At 50.4% G+C, this 16,798-nt stretch carries 18 protein-coding genes; 3 read left to right on the forward strand and 15 right to left on the reverse strand.

The window, feature by feature from the left end; all coding sequences use genetic code 11:
• Nucleotides 1-3 precede the first annotated feature (3 nt).
• From EL645_RS44050 to EL645_RS08880, 15 genes are all read right to left on the reverse strand, one after another.
• Nucleotides 4-210, reverse strand: coding sequence for a cytochrome c-type biogenesis protein CcmH (locus EL645_RS44050; RefSeq protein ID WP_126549673.1), 207 nt, complete (start codon nt 208-210; stop codon nt 4-6).
• Nucleotides 207-344: a hypothetical protein gene (locus EL645_RS39180; RefSeq protein ID WP_161977237.1), complete on the reverse strand. Its 138-nt coding sequence runs from the start codon at nt 342-344 to the stop codon at nt 207-209. Before EL645_RS39180 ends, EL645_RS44050 begins: the two co-directional genes overlap by 4 nt.
• Nucleotides 344-2,239, reverse strand: a complete 1,896-nt coding sequence (locus EL645_RS08820) for a heme lyase CcmF/NrfE family subunit (RefSeq protein ID WP_126549674.1) — start codon at nt 2,237-2,239, stop codon at nt 344-346. The genes EL645_RS39180 and EL645_RS08820 overlap by 1 nt, the downstream gene beginning before the upstream one ends.
• Before the next feature lie 9 nt (nt 2,240-2,248).
• Nucleotides 2,249-2,707: a cytochrome c maturation protein CcmE gene (locus tag EL645_RS08825; RefSeq protein ID WP_161977238.1), complete on the reverse strand. Its 459-nt coding sequence runs from the start codon at nt 2,705-2,707 to the stop codon at nt 2,249-2,251.
• Nucleotides 2,708-2,720: 13 nt separating this feature from the next.
• Nucleotides 2,721-3,179, reverse strand: a complete 459-nt coding sequence (locus EL645_RS08830) for a hypothetical protein (protein ID WP_126549676.1) — start codon at nt 3,177-3,179, stop codon at nt 2,721-2,723.
• Nucleotides 3,180-3,192: 13 nt separating this feature from the next.
• A complete protein-coding gene (locus EL645_RS08835; RefSeq protein WP_161977239.1) occupies nt 3,193-3,804 on the reverse strand; it encodes a TlpA family protein disulfide reductase in 612 nt (203 codons plus the stop codon).
• Nucleotides 3,805-3,981: 177 nt separating this feature from the next.
• Nucleotides 3,982-4,596 (reverse strand): type 1 glutamine amidotransferase domain-containing protein, encoded by a 615-nt coding sequence (locus tag EL645_RS08840; protein ID WP_126549678.1) that lies wholly within the window; start codon nt 4,594-4,596, stop codon nt 3,982-3,984.
• Nucleotides 4,597-4,769: 173 nt separating this feature from the next.
• Nucleotides 4,770-5,414: a response regulator transcription factor gene (locus EL645_RS08845; RefSeq protein WP_126549679.1), complete on the reverse strand. Its 645-nt coding sequence runs from the start codon at nt 5,412-5,414 to the stop codon at nt 4,770-4,772.
• Nucleotides 5,415-5,582: 168 nt separating this feature from the next.
• Nucleotides 5,583-7,610 (reverse strand): ATP-binding response regulator, encoded by a 2,028-nt coding sequence (locus EL645_RS08850; RefSeq protein WP_126549680.1) that lies wholly within the window; start codon nt 7,608-7,610, stop codon nt 5,583-5,585.
• A 185-nt stretch (nt 7,611-7,795) separates the two neighbouring features.
• Nucleotides 7,796-8,212, reverse strand: a complete 417-nt coding sequence (locus tag EL645_RS08855; protein WP_126549681.1) for a hypothetical protein — start codon at nt 8,210-8,212, stop codon at nt 7,796-7,798.
• Between the two features lie 234 nt (nt 8,213-8,446).
• Nucleotides 8,447-9,061, reverse strand: a complete 615-nt coding sequence (locus EL645_RS08860; protein ID WP_126549682.1) for a cytochrome c oxidase subunit 3 — start codon at nt 9,059-9,061, stop codon at nt 8,447-8,449.
• 56 nt (nt 9,062-9,117) lie between these two features.
• Complete coding sequence (locus tag EL645_RS08865; RefSeq protein WP_126549683.1) at nt 9,118-9,492, reverse strand: hypothetical protein; 375 nt, start codon at nt 9,490-9,492, stop codon at nt 9,118-9,120.
• Nucleotides 9,493-9,542: 50 nt separating this feature from the next.
• On the reverse strand, nt 9,543-11,237 hold the full coding sequence (ctaD, locus tag EL645_RS08870; protein ID WP_126549684.1) for a cytochrome c oxidase subunit I: 1,695 nt from the start codon (nt 11,235-11,237) through the stop codon (nt 9,543-9,545).
• Between the two features lie 53 nt (nt 11,238-11,290).
• A complete protein-coding gene (gene coxB / locus EL645_RS08875) occupies nt 11,291-12,433 on the reverse strand; it encodes a cytochrome c oxidase subunit II (protein WP_246035528.1) in 1,143 nt (380 codons plus the stop codon).
• A 261-nt stretch (nt 12,434-12,694) separates the two neighbouring features.
• Nucleotides 12,695-13,603 carry a cytochrome c oxidase assembly protein gene (locus tag EL645_RS08880; RefSeq protein WP_126549686.1) on the reverse strand — a complete coding sequence of 303 codons (909 nt, stop codon included), beginning with the start codon at nt 13,601-13,603 and terminating at the stop codon, nt 12,695-12,697.
• A 215-nt stretch (nt 13,604-13,818) separates the two neighbouring features.
• Here EL645_RS08880 and EL645_RS08885 point away from each other — a divergent pair, with 215 nt between their 5' ends.
• The 3 genes from EL645_RS08885 to EL645_RS08895 all read left to right on the forward strand — a co-directional run bounded on the left by EL645_RS08885 (nt 13,819) and on the right by EL645_RS08895 (nt 16,515).
• Nucleotides 13,819-14,733: a heme o synthase gene (locus EL645_RS08885; protein WP_126549687.1), complete on the forward strand. Its 915-nt coding sequence runs from the start codon at nt 13,819-13,821 to the stop codon at nt 14,731-14,733.
• Between the two features lie 20 nt (nt 14,734-14,753).
• Nucleotides 14,754-15,404: an SCO family protein gene (locus EL645_RS08890; RefSeq protein WP_126549688.1), complete on the forward strand. Its 651-nt coding sequence runs from the start codon at nt 14,754-14,756 to the stop codon at nt 15,402-15,404.
• Between the two features lie 256 nt (nt 15,405-15,660).
• Entirely contained in the window at nt 15,661-16,515 is an 855-nt protein-coding gene (locus EL645_RS08895) for a GAF domain-containing protein (RefSeq protein WP_126549689.1), read from the forward strand.
• Nucleotides 16,516-16,798 lie beyond the last annotated feature (283 nt).

Here is a 16,798-nt window from a genome sequence, read left to right on the forward strand (position 1 = left end):
GGGCTAAGCCAGAGGGGCGTCGGCCACAGATTCACCCTGGCAGACCGGACAACGCAGCTGGGAAGCGATGTCGTGTACACGCTGATCAACCGTCTGCTGTTTAGGGGTGGCAAAGAACAACCAGGACCAGACAGCCGCCACCAGGGCCAGGGCAGCCAGAAGCAATAAGAGTGAATGTTTCTGCCGCACAACTTTTTTCTGGGTACTCATGCTATCACGCCTCCATCAGCCACCTCTACAGGCTTCTGCTCGCTTGCATCGGTCTCCACTTCGCTGCCTGCGCGAACTTTAGCCTGCGCGCGCGGGCGTACCGGCCACCAGCATAAGATACCACCCAGCAACATCAGGATTCCTCCCCACCAGACAAATGGGACCAATGGGTTAATAAAGACACGAATCGTAGCCTGCGCCGCCCCTGCCAATCTGCCAGATAGACATAGACATCTGTGGCGACAAAGGTCTTGATCTCAATTATACTGGTTGGCTGATCGGGATAGCTATTATAGATCACACGCCCCGGATAGATATAGTGCTGCAACTTACCATCGCGCCAGATCTGGACCTGTGCGGAAATAGTCTCTTTATCAGTATCTTTCTCATCCAGGTTGCCCAGATAGGTAAAACGATAGCCAGCAATACTCATCTCCTGACCAGGCTTGAGGGTCGCATCCTTCTGCTGCTGGAAATAGTGCGAACCGATAATACCTGCAATCAAAAAGACTAATCCAAGGTGCACCACATAGCCACCGTAACGCTGTCGATAGCGTTGGAAGAGCATATAAACGGCCCGGGGATAAGATTCTCCGTGGCGATGGCGAACGCGAGCGCCACGCCAGATTTCATAAAGGACGGCCCCGGCAGTAAAGATACAGACGGTAAACCCGATATTGGCTGACACATCCGTCACACCCGCCAGTGGCAGTATCACGGCGCACAACGCCGCCAGAATAGCCGGCACGCTGATATTGCGCCAGAGAGCCGCCATCGAAGTACGGCGCCAGGCCAGCAAGGGTCCGATGCCCATTGCCACGACCAACAGGACCGTCATCGGCGCCACTACCTGATCATAGAAGGGAGGCCCCATCGTCATCGTCTGTCCCTGGAAGGCAGCCGAAAGCAGAGGGAACAGTGTTCCCCACAGAATCGCGAAGGTCATACCTACCAGCAAGAGATTATTGAGCAGGAAGACGCCTTCACGCGAGACCACCGAATCAAACTCTTGCTCGGCCCGCAAATGGGGTAGGCGGAAGAAGAAGAGCGCGCTCGAAAATAGCAACACAACCGCCAGGAAAGCAAAGAAATAGGAACCAATATCTGAGTAGGCAAAAGAATGGACCGAGCTGATCAATCCACTACGTACCTCAAAGGTACCAAAGATCGAGAGCGCGAAGGAGGCCATGACGAGGAAGAGGTTCCAGACCTTCAGCATACCGCGTCGCTCCTGTACCATTGTTGAATGGAGGAAAGCGGTAGCCGTCAACCAGGGCAATAGGGCCGCATTCTCAACGGGGTCCCAGCTCCAATAGCCGCCCCAACCCAGTACGTGGTAGGCCCACCAGGCCCCCAGCAGCAAACCAGCCGTCTGCAGGGTCCAGGCCGCCAGCATCCAACGACGAATTGAGCGCAACCACTCGGCGTTGAGCTGTCCAGTAATCAAGGCCGCCACCGCAAAGGCGAATGGTAGCGAGAAGCTCATGTATCCCATCAACAACATAGGAGGATGCACCAGCATGCCAGGGTCCATCAATAATGGGTTCAGACCCGCGCCATCCTTAGGCGCAATGGAGGAGCGCACAAAGGGATTTGAAAGGGTCGACAACATAAAGAGGAAGAAGGCTTCGATGCCCATTAAGGTCGCCATGACATAGGGCACCAGGGCGGCAGGCGCTCGTTTGGAGGTCACAACAAACAGGGCGGAAAAGAGGGAAAGCACCAGGGCCCAATAGAGCAGTGAGCCCTCCTGACCTCCATAAAACGCGGCCGTTACAAAATACCAGGGCATCGAGAGGCTGGAGTGCTGAGCAACATAGTTCACCCCAAAATCATGGGATAGAAACGACACCACCAGGGCGACCGAGGCCAGCACCAGGAAAAATGTTACGGTTAACAGGCCGCGCTTCGCGCTTACCACCAGTTGTGGCGCCGAACGCACGGCGCCCAAAACGGAGGCAATGATAGTATAGAGAGCAAACCCTAGTGCCAGAATAATAGCGATTATGCCGAGATCTGAAAAATACACAGTCAATCCTTATTTCGCTGTGGGGGTTGCAGACTGGAACTTTGAAGGGCACTTGGCCAGCAAGGTCTGAGCCTCAAATGGGCCACTACCAGTGTAATGTCCCTCTACAACCACCTGAACGCCAGGCTTGAAAATGTCTGGCACAACACCACTATAGGTGACAGGCAACGTTTGATTACTATCAGCAATCGAGAATGAGACGCTCTCAGTTTGATCGTTGCGTTTAATTGAATCCTTTTGCACAATACCTGAGACACGCACGGAACGTGCCACGCAATCAGTACAATGATGTAGTTCGGGCACGGTCAAATAATAGACCGCGCTACTCTGGGTATTGGCATAGACGAGATAAATAATAGCGCCAAGGATGGCGATTCCTGCCAGAACGAAGCTGAACGGGATGCGCTTGCGCGGCGGTGTCTTCTTCTTCTTCGGCTCGTCCTTAGATGCATTTAAAGCAGGCTGCACAATACGACCTCCATCAATGTGGCGCGATCGTCATCTCAAAGATAGTATTGAGAAGCGCGCCAAGTATAAATACCAGGATGCCCAGGGCTAACATCAGCTGTGGGGCGGCTTTTGAGAGGCGCGTTGTGCGCTTCGCCAGGCGCCGAATATTGCTCTGACCCAGATACATGGCCAGCACAAACAGTCCTAACGCTCCCAGGATTTTTAGAGCTAATACGATAATATATGGTAGCCCCAGGTTTGTTTGTGTCAAGCGATCAAAGGTTAGATACACTCCACTCAAAAGCAGCAGGCCAACACAGATGTTGACCATACTTTTGAAAAGCTCGGCGATCTTTGACGCAATCGCTGGTGCGGGTCCTCCGCTACGTAAGGCCGGAATAACCACTACCAGATACATAAAACTTCCGCCGACCCAGGCGCTGGCCGCTAAAATATGCACAAGGCGGACAAGCCACCGTATCTCCCACATGCTGATTGTGGCCTCAATTCACCTGAAGTTTTGCCAGTTCTTTTTGTAGACCCGCAGAGTCAATTTCACCAATCCAACGCGACACAACGTTGCCATTGCGATCAATAAAGAAGGTTTCTGGCATGTTGGTTACACCATAAGAGATGCTGGTATCACCACCGACATTGTCGGCTATATTGGTGTAAGTAACTCCATATTTCTGTAAGAATTTAATACCTGAACTGGTGGTCTCTCCACCATCAATACCCACCATTACTACGCCCTTAGACTTTAAGTCCAACCAGGAACTTTGCAGGAATGGGGCCTCACGGTTACAGGGATCGCACCAGGATGCCCAGAAGTTGACGATGACAGGTTTCCCTTTATAATCTGACAGCTTCACTTTTTCGCCGTTACCGTTGAGAAGCGGTAAATCGAAGGCAGGGGCCGCCTTGCCTACCAGGGGACTGGAGGCTTCGCCCGCGATCGATGGATCGTCCTGCGAATGGGTGGCGGTCGATGCCGGCGTTGTGAGTTGGGTCCAGAGCAATACCAGCACGCCGATAATCAGTATATTGGTGACCACAAAGACGACGATGCTGCGCTTACGCGATCGTTTAGTAGTTGTAGTTTCGTTGATTTCCATACATTGCCCAATTCTTACATGATAATTAATACCAGTCTGATTATGGTGCTTGAGCCTGATAGCCAACTTGCAAGCATTTCCCATCACCTTACAAAGACCTGAACGTTTAAGAAAAAATATTCCAGCGGCTGTAGCCGCTGGAATATTTTTTCTTAAACGGGACTCTTGTTTAGTTTATTAGCCAGAGATGACATCCTGGGCGCGCTGCGAACTGGTAGGTGAGGCGATCAGGCCCTTCTCTTTGTATTCAGCAAAGAGGGAGACGATAGCGGAGTTGAATGCCGGCAGGTCTTGTGGACTGCGGCTGGTGACCAGATTATGGTCAATTACAACTTCCTGGTCTACCCAGTTGGCACCAGCGTTACGCAGGTCGTCCTGGATGGTGTAGTAGCTGGTCATTGTGCGCCCTTTGGCACTTCCAGCTGAAACCAGGAGCCAGGGAGCGTGGCAGATGACAGCCATTGGGCGACCGCTCTTGTCGATCTGTTGAACGAACTCGCGAGCTTTGGGCTCCATACGAATGGTGTCTGCGTTGATAGCGCCACCAGGAAGTAAGAGGGCGTCAAAGTCGCCAGGATTGGCTTGATCAAAAGTCATATCAACAGGAAAGCTATCAGCTTTCTCGTCATGATTCACACCTTGTACCTGTCCGGGTTTGGAGGAGATAATTTTTGTCGTAGCTCCAGCCTGGTCAAGTGCTTTGCGAGGCTCGGTCATTTCGGCCTGCTCGAAATCATCCGTGACTAAAATTGCGACACGTAATCCATCTAATTTTTTACCACTTGTTTGCATAGTTCTACCTTCCTTTTACTACCTAACAACAGCTTTAAACTATTGACATGTTCTATTACGCGTGGCAAAAGATAATCGTGTCTCAACAATAAGCTTTTAGTGAGCTTAGATATCAGCGAGAATTTTAATTATGTGTAAATATCGAAAATGAGAGATTTGCATGACTTCATCCCTTACTTACCAACGCTAAAAGCGATCTCAGGGGCGGCCTCAATCCTGCTATGCCAGCCAATGGTCCAGAGCAACAATCCAATCACGATAATGACCAGGCCGATCATCGTCAGTACAAATTGGAAGAGAAAACCGATCATAGCCAGGAAGACACCGGCTGCGGTAACTACTGGCCAGATGCTAGGAGAGCTATCCTTGCGATATGCATCCAGTAAGGCGGCTTCGGCCAGGGCCAGCTGCTTGCCCTTTTCAACGGTACGCATCAATAACAGGTGATCCACCCCATCATGCAAGGCCCGTGCATCAAATGGCTTATTGACACAGACACACTGCGCAATAGTGGTCAGAGAGCTACTCTTCTCCTCAAGGGGTGGGTCCCAGGATAAAACAACCGTAGGTAAGCTCGAAAGTTCTGGCTGCTCCTGTACAGTCTGAAGCAAGGTCCAATCACAGGAAACGCCCTCATCGACGTCCAGGATAAGCAGGTCAAGAGACTGAAGGTCAGTCGAAGAAATAGTTGCCAGGGAATTCGCTTCGATTACCTCTAGCCCACGATGGCGTAAACCGAGGCTGATTAAGCGACGCATTGAAGGGTCAGCTTCCAGCAAAAGTACAGTTGCGGCTGATGATTTCTGCCCTTGCGACATATGTGCACCTCTATCGCTACAAAGTCTATCTGACAGGTTGTATTGCTTTACCTATTAAGCATACCGGGCACACATTACAATATCTTTGATACCTAGGGTTATCCCCTTACAGTGACCTGAATATTTTTAGTTTGCTCTTACTTTCAGCACTATTGGAATGTGCTGAAGTTAAAGTTTTGCCAGTTTGTAGCCAACGTCTGGAACTGTCAGGATATATTCAGGTCGCCGGGAGTTGGTCTCCACCTTGCGGCGCAGCCGACTGATATAGACCCAGATAAAATCGATATCGCGATTATATTCGGGGCCCCAGACCTTTTCGAGGAGCAATTCATGTGTCACGACCATACCAACATTCTGGGCCAGCGTACTGAGCAACTTATATTCGGTGCGGCTAAGTTGAACGGTGCGTCCACTGACCGTAACCAGGTGCTGCGCATAATCAATGGTGAGCTCACCAGTGGTAAAGATGGTCTGGTTCTGGGTATGTTCCGCCGGCGGTGCCTGGCGGCGCAGCAAGGCCCGCACGCGCGCCAGCAATTCTTTCATCCCGAATGGCTTAAGCATCAGATCATCGCCACCCAGATCAAAGAGTTGTACGCGCTCCTCTTCCTCACAGGCATCGCAAAGCATCATGACAGGTGCATTAGAAAATTCACGCATCCGTTGCAATAGTTCGATACCACTCATATCGGCCAGGCGCGTAGAGAGCAGGATAATATCTGGCTCTTCCAGTTCCAGTTGCCGCAGGAATTGAATACCGTGGCTCACCACCTGGACGCGATATTGCTGCTCTTCCAGGTTGGCCCGCAGATAGCGTGCCAGGCGAGCATCATTCTCAGCCAGTAGTACACGTATATAGCGACCCTGGCTCAAAGACGAGGTGCGCGTTTTTCGTTGCTGCTGCAAGACAAGCTCTGGTTCCTCGAGCGTGGACACGCCGCTAGGAGAGGCCAGCACGCGCCGTGAAGTTAAGGGCAGGGTAAAGGAGAAGGTTGCCCCCTGACCAGGACCAGCGGAATCGGCCCAGATTTTACCATGATGAGCCTCAATGGTGGCACGCGCCGAGGACAGGCCCAGGCCACTCCCACTGACATGCTCTGTATCCGCGGAGCGCTCACCAAAGGCGATACCCTTAGCCTGAGAATGGCTTTTACTGGCATGCTCGATACGGTAAAAACGATCGAAGATGCGATCCAGGTACTCAGAAGCGATACCAACGCCTTCATCGCTAACACTGATGCGGACCTCTTCTTCATTGGCTTCCAATGAGAGGCGCACAATCTTGCCAGCGGGCGAATATTTGACCGCGTTATTCAAAAGGTGGTTTAAGACCTGTTCAACCCGCAGGGCATCACAGGTCACGGCGGGTATCCCCTCAGGCAGATCCAGTACAAAACGATGCCTTGGCGCCTGGTTCTGCCAGCGTTTTACTAGCTGCATCAAGAGTTCAGCTAATTGAACCTGGGAGAGATGGAGCGGCTGGGTGCCTGTATCAAAACGCCAGACATCCAGTAGAGTGTTCAAGACGTCATACAGACGATCTGATTGAGCATCGATCATCTGCAACATCTCACGCTGCATGGCTGGATCCCAGCGGGCCGAGCCACCTAACAAGGTGGTCGCACAACCTTTAATAATAGCCAGTGGGGTCTTAAATTCATGCGCGGCCATCATCAAGGTTTCAGAGCGGGAATCAGCCGCCGCGCGCTCCAGGGTCACATCTTCCAGCAAGACACCGCGACCCAGGAAGGTTCCTTGTTCGTTGCGCACAGGAAAACTTCGGACACGCAGCCAGTTCGCGGCCGCATCGGCCAGCGAGAGATCGGCGGAATATTCTTGATCGACATGCTGCCAGACCTGGTCCAGTTCTACACGGGCCTCCTGAGGCTTCGCAGCCAGGGACAGCAAATGTTTGTGCACATCAAAACTCTGCAGGCTATCCTGATCGTATCCGTTAACCCGCAACAGGCGCAGTGCGCTCTCGTTTGAATACGTGACACGTTCACGCGGATTGAGCAGCATGAAGCCGCTACTCATACTCGCGCACATTTCTGCAAGAACCTGATATTCACGGCTAAAACCCGCTGGAATAGGCTCAACGCCTCGCTCGGCTGACTCTGTCAGCGTCGTAGCATTTTCCGCGATCCATAAGCCGCTAGGAATTTTATCGTGTTTGTGATCGGTGAAGGAGGACATCCAAAACAACCCTTTCCCGCCTGTGAATGATGTGTAGAACCTGGCTACTCATATTCTAGCAAAAAGAGTCAACCGCAGACGGTTCCACAAAACAGGAGGAAAAGAGCCTGCCAGCGCGCTTCACAGCCTGATTAGCATAGATAAATTTAAGCTATTGGATAGTACTCAAAGGTAAAGAATGACTGTTATTTGAGGCCCGCTATCATCACAATAAGGATCAAGTGGAGAACCATAGCCACAATTAAGCCAATGGCGATAAAGAGTACCAGGCGCCGATCATTAATATATTCGCGCACCCGGGTAGAGTAGGCATGGGGCCAACGTTCAGTCGCCACCATTCCCATCGCAATACGCAAACGCAGGGGAGAGCGTACAGGGGAGCGATTCATTTCGATCTGCAGAGATTGATGGCAGGCTTTACAGAGCACCCATGAAAGCCTGGGCTCAGGCACACCCTCGGGTTCAACCAGATCGATTGGATCAAACCAGATACGTGCAGTACAGATTGAACAGTATTGAGGCGCGCGGCTCCTTCGCTTGCGCGTATCATCATTGTGTTGAACAACAACGACAGACTCTCCACTGTGCATTGCGTCTTTCATGATACTGCCTTTCTTGCTCCAAAACAAAACGGTACATTTGGTGGTCAAGCTTGCTTTCCAATTGTAACATATTTTTACCACCCGAGACGATGATTAAGAAGCTACAGCAATGGAAAGCGGGTATAGTCAAATTGAAGCGTTTTAAGATACCTCTATACTCTCTTTAACAAGAGTGACCTGATATCTGCAATAGATATCAGGTCACCAACACCTACGTGCGCAATGTAAGGATGCTTAGCGCAGCAGTGGTACCAGGTAAACGAGCGTAAACACGAATACCCAGACCACGTCAACGAAGTGCCAGTACATTTCAGCCGCCTGCACGGCAAAATGCTGCTGCTTGGTAAAATGGCCACGTGTGGCACGGACCAGACACACAAGCAGGAAGATAGCACCGATCGTAACGTGCAAACCATGGAAGCCAGTCAAAGCAAAGAAGGCTGAACCAAAGATGCTACTGGAAATGGTAAAATGCTCCGGTCCAGTAATCAACGTGGTATATTCGATGCCCTGACAACATAAGAAGGCTACGCCCAGAATGATCGTACCCGCCAGGCCAATAATCAACTGTCTCTGATTGCCCTTGCGAATTCCATTGCCTGCATAGTGCACAAAGCCACTACTGGAAAACAGAAGAATACTGGCAATGAAAGGAACCCAGCTAAATTCCAGTCTCCAGATCTGGCCACTGTTACGGATCTCTAAATAGAGAAAAGCAGCGATCAGGTTGGCAAAGATCAGAGCTTCTGAGCCGATGAAGAAAACCATGCCCCACCAGTTGAGACTGCGTCCGCTTTCCTGGCCGTGCTCTTCTAAAATCCTTACCTGCTCGCCATGAGCAGCACTCATACAAGTAACTCCCTAACTCTATAAAGATGAGGCTCACCACCGGGCGAGCCCATCTTTTATCGACGCTCTAAAGCCCAACCCGCACCCGACACAACAAGCAGTACAATACCGATCCCAAGCACAACCGGGCCAGCAATAACACCAAACAGGACGAAGGCAAGCGAGAAAGCCATACCTAGCGGCCACAAACTGGGTCGCGGCATTACCTCTTCCGCGTTAACCAGGCGCCCTTTGCCCCTGGCTCGCTTCCTACCGGTTGGATTCTTCTTGGGCTGGGTCCCCGTAGTTGTGGCCCCCTCTTGCGACGCCTGCATTTGATCCGATGACGCAGAGTCGGGGGTCGGCGTGCCGCTGGCGAGAGGAGCGACAGAAGCGTCGCTCTCCTCCGCTAACACCGGCTGCTCTACGCGGTCTGTTTGTTCTTGAGACACCTTATACCTCTACTAGTCTTGTTCCACCGGGGTGGATAGGTCACTCATACTTAGTGAATGACGGATTTCCAGTCAGCTACATCTGGATACTTCTTATCATAGAAGGGACGGCGGCTGCGAACAACCGGGATCTCCAGGAAGTTGTATTTCTTCGGAGGAGAAGTGGTATCCCATTCCAGAGTAAAGGCATCCCATGGATCGTCTCCAGCTGCCTGGCCAGCCTTCAAGCTCTTGATGATGTTGATCATGAACATGATTACGCCAATACCAATGATCAGAGCACCAATGGAAGCCATCAGGTTGAGGTCATTCCAACCCAGGTTACCAGGATAGGTATATACACGGCGAGGCATGCCCAGGATACCCATGATGTGCATGGGGAAGAAGGTCAGGTTCAGGCCGATAAAGGTGACCCAGAAATGCCATTTGCCAAGGCGATCATCCATCAATTTGCCGGTGAATTTGGGGAACCAGTAGTAGATACCCGCAAAGACTGCCAGTGCAGTACCACCGAAGAGTACATAATGGATGTGAGCCACGACGAAGTAGCTATCAGTGATCTGATAGTCAAATGGCACAACCGCCAGAGCGGCACCATTCAAACCACCGATCAAGAACATAGCAATAAAGCCGAGCGCAAAGAGCATCGGAGCATTAAAGCGCAGCTTACCACCCACGATCGTCGCCAGCCAGTTAAAGATTTTTACCGCCGTCGGAATAGCGATCAGGGTTGTGCTGGTAGCAAAGAAAGCCTGAGCAATCGAAGGCAGACCAACAGCGAACATGTGGTGTGCCCACACGGTGAAGCTCAAGAAACCGATAGCCACACCAGACCAGGCGATGAAGGTATAACCAAAGATAGGTTTGCGCGAGAAGACCGGCAGAACCTCAGAGATAATACCGAAAGCTGGCAAGATCAGGATATACACCTCTGGGTGTCCAAAGGACCAGAAGAGGTGCTGCCAGAGCAGTGGATCACCACCGCTACCATACTGATAGAAATGGCTACCAAGGTGGCGGTCCAGCAGCAACAGTACGCTGGCCACAGTCAGGCTGGGCAGAGCGAACAGCAGCAGGAAGGACATCACCAGGATCATCCATGAGAACAATGGCATACGGTTGATGCTCATGCCAGGGGCGCGCAACTTGAAGATAGTGACGACAAAGTTGAGCGAACCGGCGATGGACGAGATACCCAGCAGGGTCGTGCCCAGCAGCCAGAAGTCGGCATTCATCAACGGTGTAGCCTGGTAGGCATGACCAGCCGTCAACTCACTCAGCGGAGCATACATAAACCAACCGCCGTTTGGTGCCTGACCAAACAGGAAGCTAGCCTGCATAAAGATACCGCCAAAGAGTACCAGCCAGAAGCCAAAGGCATTCATACGCGGGTAAGCCATGTCGCGCGCGCCAAGCATCAGCGGCACCACATAGTTACCAAAGCCCGAGAGCACAGGTATAACGAACAAGAAAATCATGGTCGTACCGTGCATGGTAAAGATCTGGTTATAAGTATTAGGATCCAGTACCTTACCATTCGGCAACGCCAGCTGTGTACGGATCAGGAGAGCCTCCATACCGCCCACAACAAAGAAAAAGAAACCGGTGATTAGATACATCAAACCGAGTTGCTTATGATCGGTCGTTGTTATCCACTCACCAATATAGGTTTCACTAAAGCGCTTTCGACGCACACCTGTAGTTGTAGTTGTCGTGGTGTGTTCGCCGATGGTGCTAGTCGCCATGCGCAAATCCTCCAGTGTCTAGCCCTAAACAAAGGGTAACAGGGCAAGGCAGGTTATTTTAACCCTTCCAGATAGGCAACCAACTGTTGAATCTGTTCATTGGTCAGCGAACCAATGTTCATATCATTCCCGGGCTTAATCCCCTGGGGATCATTCAACCATTTTGCCAGGTTACATTGTTCCTTCAGTTTTGGATTATTTGGATCACAGTTACCGTTCTCGGTATTGTTATCCAACACACCACCAGCAATCAGGCTGCGACTGCCGAAGTGCGTCAAGTTTGGCCCAATCAGACATTGTGGTGAACCATTAGGCTTACCACCAGGCAGATCGGTACATTCCTGAGCTGTATTGTAGAACTGCTTCAGGTTCACACCAACGATGCCATGGCAGGAGGCACACTGATTTTTAAACAGGTCAGCACCCTTCTGGGCCAGGGGATCCGTTGGAGCAGATGCAGCCTGCTGTTGCGTCGACATCCAGGATTTGAAGTCATCATTATTGACTACCTTGACGTTAAAACGCATATTCGCATGCTGGGTGCCACAATATTCGGCACAGATACCTGTATAGGTTCCCTGCTTTTCCGCCACAAACCACTTGGTGTTGGCATGGCCAGGTATCAGGTCTGTTTTACCAGTCAGAGCAGGTACCCAGAAACTGTGGATCACGTTGTTCGAAAACAGGTTGACGTGCACAGTTGTGCCGACTGGCACCTCCAACGTGTCAGCGGTTGTGACGTTGTAATTCGGATAATAGAATTCCCACCACCACTGGTGACCGATGGCGGTAACCTCGATCCTTGGCTGGGCCGCCGTCGCAGCAGGCTCATTTTCAGGAGCTACATAAAGCAGACCACGGATGGTAAAGAAAAGAATTACAAAAAGTACAAGCGTCGGAATAACAGTCCAAACGAGCTCCAGCTTCAAGTTACCGTGATTTTGGAACGGGTTTGGCGTTCCAGGGCGCTCACGATAGCGGAGAATGGAGAAGATCAATATGCCCTCGACCAGGACAAAGATCACTATGGAAATACCCAGGATCAACCAGAACAGGCCGCTCTCACTGGCAGCCACTGGCCCTGCGGTATTCAAGATAGAGGGTGAGTTTTCGCCGCAGGCGGCGAATAGAATTGAGGACAATGACAGCAAGGCGAGCAATGCTAGCCAGCGCTTTGTCCTATGAAATACCGGCATCCTCACGTCTAAATCTCTCCTAAACAATTGATTGACGATGGACGATGATGTCTTGTTTTGGCGACATTTTTCCACTGTACTGGTGTAGTGTAGCGATGGAGCCTAACACAAAACTTGCAATTTCAAAATCGAACCTTACAAGAACCTGAACGGAGAAGCGCTTTCTCCCCACTATTTGAGAGAAAGCACGCTGATCAATTCATTGAGCTACCCAAAAGCATCCCTGCCATTCTTCTCGAAAAAGAGCAGATCCACAATCCTTTATAATGACACATCGCTAGCAGATATACGCTCAGCAGTGCCTTGCTCTTCTTCGAACTCACTTTCATCCTCAGCTTCCGCACTATAAAGGCGCGCCTCCTCCACTCGCTGTTTCTCGTCCTGAGCTTGCATCCAACGAATAAAGAACACGCTCGCCACAATAATGTAGGCGATGTTGGCAGGGATCCACATGATCAGGCCGCCCAACTGCTGATCTGTTGCAGGCGAAAGGCCCCATGCGCGCGGCGCATGAATATAAGGTTCATAAAGAGGATCTGTAAAGGTCAGACCAGCTCCCAGTAAGACTGTTGGCATGCCGCCTAGAAAGATATAGAGTAACTGACCACCCATCGAGAGGCGAGGCCATCCTTCAGAAAGCGGGCTAAAGACCGGCCACCAGTAGATGATACCCGTGATGATATACGTCATATGTTCCAGAATATGTAGACTAGGATCATAAAGCGTTGCGTCATAGAGGGCCGGTGCGTGCCAGAGCCAGAAGTTGGCATTGAATATGACAAATGCTACTGCTGGATAGGTTAGAAACCTTCCTACCTTGTAGATTACACGTCTTTTGAGTAGCGGCTGGAGTAACCAGGCAGGCATACCCACGATCATCAACGGAGGAGCAACTATCGTCAGTAACAGATGTTGTACCATGTGCGCGCTGAAAAGATAGGCATCCCCTAGCTCATCTAAGGGCGACACCAGGGCGAAAAAAATACAATAGACACCCACGAAGAAAAGCACTGCCTGCCTGGTCTTCACAGGTTCGCCTGATTGGTATTTCTCGCGTAGTGGGCCCACCAGATAGATATAGAGGCCAAGGATAATGGCCGTCCCCAGAATAATTGACGGTTGCCAATTCCATTGGGTCAGCCAGAAGTTTAATCCTATATCCGCTCGCATATTTGATGACCTTTCCAGAAAATCCTCCTACATACTATAGCAGGACAACGAAAAGGCGACAAGTAAATTTTTACTCACAATGAAATTCTCTTTTTTTGGCCTGACGCTAAACGTTCAGGCAATTGTAAGGTAAGAGAAACTGACTGCAAGGGTAGTATCAGGAGTGGCACCGACAATAGGAACCGTCAAACTTTATAGACTAAGGGAGCCTTTGTATGAAGGTATTAAGCCATAGTGAGCTTGAAGAGCCAAAGCAGGTCCATCCTTTTCGTCAGACTCTTTCAGCTTACATTAATCTGATGAAACCGCACGTGACGGTCTTGCTACTGGGTACCACAGTAGCGGCCATGGCGATTGCTGGTCGTGGTCTGCCCAATCTAGGATTGGTGCTGGCAACATTGCTGGGCGGCGCAATGGCCGCTGGCAGTGCTAACGCGATCAACTGTTATATCGATCGTGATATCGACCAGATTATGGGTCGTACACAGCGCCGCTCATTGCCATCTGGCCGTGTCCAACCAGTGCCTGCCCTGATATTTGGTGTTGGCCTGGGCGTAGCATCGTTTATCGTGTTAAGTGTGTTTGTTAATCTACTTAGCGCGGCCCTGGCCATGGGTGCCATTCTGTTCTACGTATTTGTCTACACCATGGGACTCAAACGCAATAGCGCGCAGAACATCGTCATCGGTGGTGCCGCTGGTTCCGTACCGGTCCTGGTTGGTTGGGCTGCAGTGACTAATAACATCTCACTGCCCGCCATCTGGCTCTTCGCCATCATCTTTTACTGGACACCACCACACTTCTGGGCCCTCTCACTCCTGATTAAAAAGGATTATGAGAAAGCCAACGTGCCAATGATGCCAGTTGTGCTGGGTGATGCAGAGACACGACGCCAGATATTCTTTTATTCGCTGCTCTTGTTTGCCGTAACCATGATGCTCTTCTTGATGCACACCATGAGCTATCTCTATCTGATCGGCGCGGTCATCCTGGGTGGAATTCTCATCTATATGTCGATTCGCCTGCTCACCGACCAGAACAAAAACTGGGCACGCACTATTTTCTGGTACTCTAACTGTTATCTGGCCGCGATCTTCGCGCTAATGGTAGTAGATCGAATCCTTTTCTAGTTATCTAGGGTCAAAATATTATGAGTATGCGTATGAGTTGGCGGCTTGCTTCACGATTATCCGTCGTAACGCTGGCGATTGTAGTCGTCATTCTAATTACTGTCCTTCAACATAACCAAACTACGCGGTCCCAATCCAGCAGCAGCGGCAGTCCCGCTAATACTGCTTCGGGACTTCAAGGAACGGACCTGAATGGTACGCCCGCTCCTAATTTTCAGCTCACGGACCAGTATGGCAAGACCATCTCGCTCGCGCAGTTTCGTGGTAAACCGGTCATAGTGACCTTTTTATACACCCATTGTCCCGATGTGTGCCCACTGACAGCTGAACACCTGCACACAACCTTACAACAACTTGGTAGCGATGCCAAAAATGTCGCCATTCTGGCAGTGAGCACCGATCCCAGGCGCGATGATACCGCAGCGGCAATGCAATTCTCTACCGAACATAATATGCAAAATTACTGGCACTTCCTGACTGGTACTCAGAAACAACTTTCTCCAGTCTGGTCAATCTATAGCATATATGCACAGCAGCAGCAGCAACAAGTCAACCATAGTACAGCCCTCTACCTCATCGATAAAAAAGGCAATGAGCGCGTCTATATGGACGATAGTTTCCAGCCTGCCCAGATGGCAGCAAATTTAAAACTACTGCTAAAAGAGAACTAACGAAACGTTTTCAGTTTGACAGGAAGGATGAAGCCACCATTTCAGGCTTCATCCTTTTTTGTGCCATGGAACAGGCATTAAATTCCCATAAAATACTTTAGCAAGTAAACTCTATAAGATTGACTGAGACAAACATATCGAGTATTCTATAGGAAATGCGGGGCTTATTTGCCGCATGAGATGCATATACAATCATTGGTGTGATTTGTTTAACCCTATTGAGCGTTATACGGCTCTCTAATGGTGAATAAGTAAGATGGAAGAAGATCAGACATGGCGTACATTTTTGGGGAAGGTTATTGCCGATCCACATGAACGCCAGCGCATCGCTGATAGCATTAACGTAAATCCAATTACATTGACACGCTGGACAACCGGCAAATCGCATCCACGCCTGGATAATTTGCTGCCCTTGCTTGCTGCCCTTCCTCACTATCGCCAACAACTGACTGCACTCATTACGAAAGAATATCCGTCTGCCTTCCAGAGCCGGGTGCAGGATGGGGAGCAGGCGCTCGAAATATCATCTTCCTTTTATACACAAATTTTAAATACATATACTTCCAGCACACCCCAGCAACGTGAAATCACTGTCTGCAACATGATCCTGCAGCAATTACTCATTCAGCTAGATCCACACCAGGCCGGGATGATCATCCTACTGGCACGCTGTGTACCTCCGAGGACCGGCCAACCCGTACGTAGTCTACGCCAGGTCAATGGTCGAGGCACTACCCCGCAGGGCAACCAGTTGGAATATATGACCCAGTTCTTTGGGGCTGAATCGCAAACCGGGTATGCGGCCATCACTGGTCATCCTGTAGTTATTCAAAGTAAACAAGAGAAAGAGCGACTTTTCCCCCTCCATTCCTGCGCTCAAGAAGAAAGCTCGGTCGCCTATCCAATTTTATTATCCGACTACACAGCTGGCACGCTCTATATCGCAAGTACGCAATGCCATTATTTTACCCAGCCCCATCTGGATCTCATTCAATGCTATGTAGATCTATTGGTACTGGCTTTTGAAGCCGAGGGTTTCTATGCACTTAGCACACTTGAACTGGGCATAATGCCCCCGGCAGCAACAAAATCTCGCCATTGCCAGCTTTAAGCAACGCGTCACCAATCACCTCATCAAAGCCAATCAAAACATGCAGTACCTCTCCCACACCCAGGCAGAAACCCTTTCCTGGCAAGAATTAGAAGAAGAATTGCTGCGCAGCTCAGCAACCTGAAATTTGTGATATGAGAAGCGGGCGCCCGCTTCTCATATCACAAATTTCAGGTTGCACGAACCTCATATATTTGGTATGCTTAAATATAAAGGACCACTATTATAAAAAAATAAAGAGTCCTCGCTAATTGTAAACCATTCGCGGAGGAGAGCGAGAGCG

It is taken from the genome of Dictyobacter kobayashii (assembly GCF_003967555.1).
Lineage (GTDB): Bacteria > Chloroflexota > Ktedonobacteria > Ktedonobacterales > Ktedonobacteraceae > Dictyobacter > Dictyobacter kobayashii.

Coding starts and splice junctions, on each gene's coding strand:
- EL645_RS44050 (WP_126549673.1), bottom strand. CDS start 210: ATGAGTACCCAGAAAAAAGTTGTGCGGCAGAAACATTCACTCTTATTG.
- EL645_RS39180 (WP_161977237.1), bottom strand. CDS start 344: ATGTTGCTGGGTGGTATCTTATGCTGGTGGCCGGTACGCCCGCGCGCG.
- EL645_RS08830 (WP_126549676.1), bottom strand. CDS start 3,179: ATGTGGGAGATACGGTGGCTTGTCCGCCTTGTGCATATTTTAGCGGCC.
- EL645_RS08835 (WP_161977239.1), bottom strand. CDS start 3,804: ATGGAAATCAACGAAACTACAACTACTAAACGATCGCGTAAGCGCAGC.
- EL645_RS08840 (WP_126549678.1), bottom strand. CDS start 4,596: ATGCAAACAAGTGGTAAAAAATTAGATGGATTACGTGTCGCAATTTTA.
- EL645_RS08845 (WP_126549679.1), bottom strand. CDS start 5,414: ATGTCGCAAGGGCAGAAATCATCAGCCGCAACTGTACTTTTGCTGGAA.
- EL645_RS08850 (WP_126549680.1), bottom strand. CDS start 7,610: ATGTCCTCCTTCACCGATCACAAACACGATAAAATTCCTAGCGGCTTA.
- EL645_RS08855 (WP_126549681.1), bottom strand. CDS start 8,212: ATGAAAGACGCAATGCACAGTGGAGAGTCTGTCGTTGTTGTTCAACAC.
- EL645_RS08860 (WP_126549682.1), bottom strand. CDS start 9,061: ATGAGTGCTGCTCATGGCGAGCAGGTAAGGATTTTAGAAGAGCACGGC.
- ctaD (WP_126549684.1), bottom strand. CDS start 11,237: ATGGCGACTAGCACCATCGGCGAACACACCACGACAACTACAACTACA.
- coxB (WP_246035528.1), bottom strand. CDS start 12,433: ATGCCGGTATTTCATAGGACAAAGCGCTGGCTAGCATTGCTCGCCTTG.
- EL645_RS08880 (WP_126549686.1), bottom strand. CDS start 13,603: ATGCGAGCGGATATAGGATTAAACTTCTGGCTGACCCAATGGAATTGG.
- EL645_RS08885 (WP_126549687.1), top strand. CDS start 13,819: ATGAAGGTATTAAGCCATAGTGAGCTTGAAGAGCCAAAGCAGGTCCAT.
- EL645_RS08890 (WP_126549688.1), top strand. CDS start 14,754: ATGAGTATGCGTATGAGTTGGCGGCTTGCTTCACGATTATCCGTCGTA.
- EL645_RS08895 (WP_126549689.1), top strand. CDS start 15,661: ATGGAAGAAGATCAGACATGGCGTACATTTTTGGGGAAGGTTATTGCC.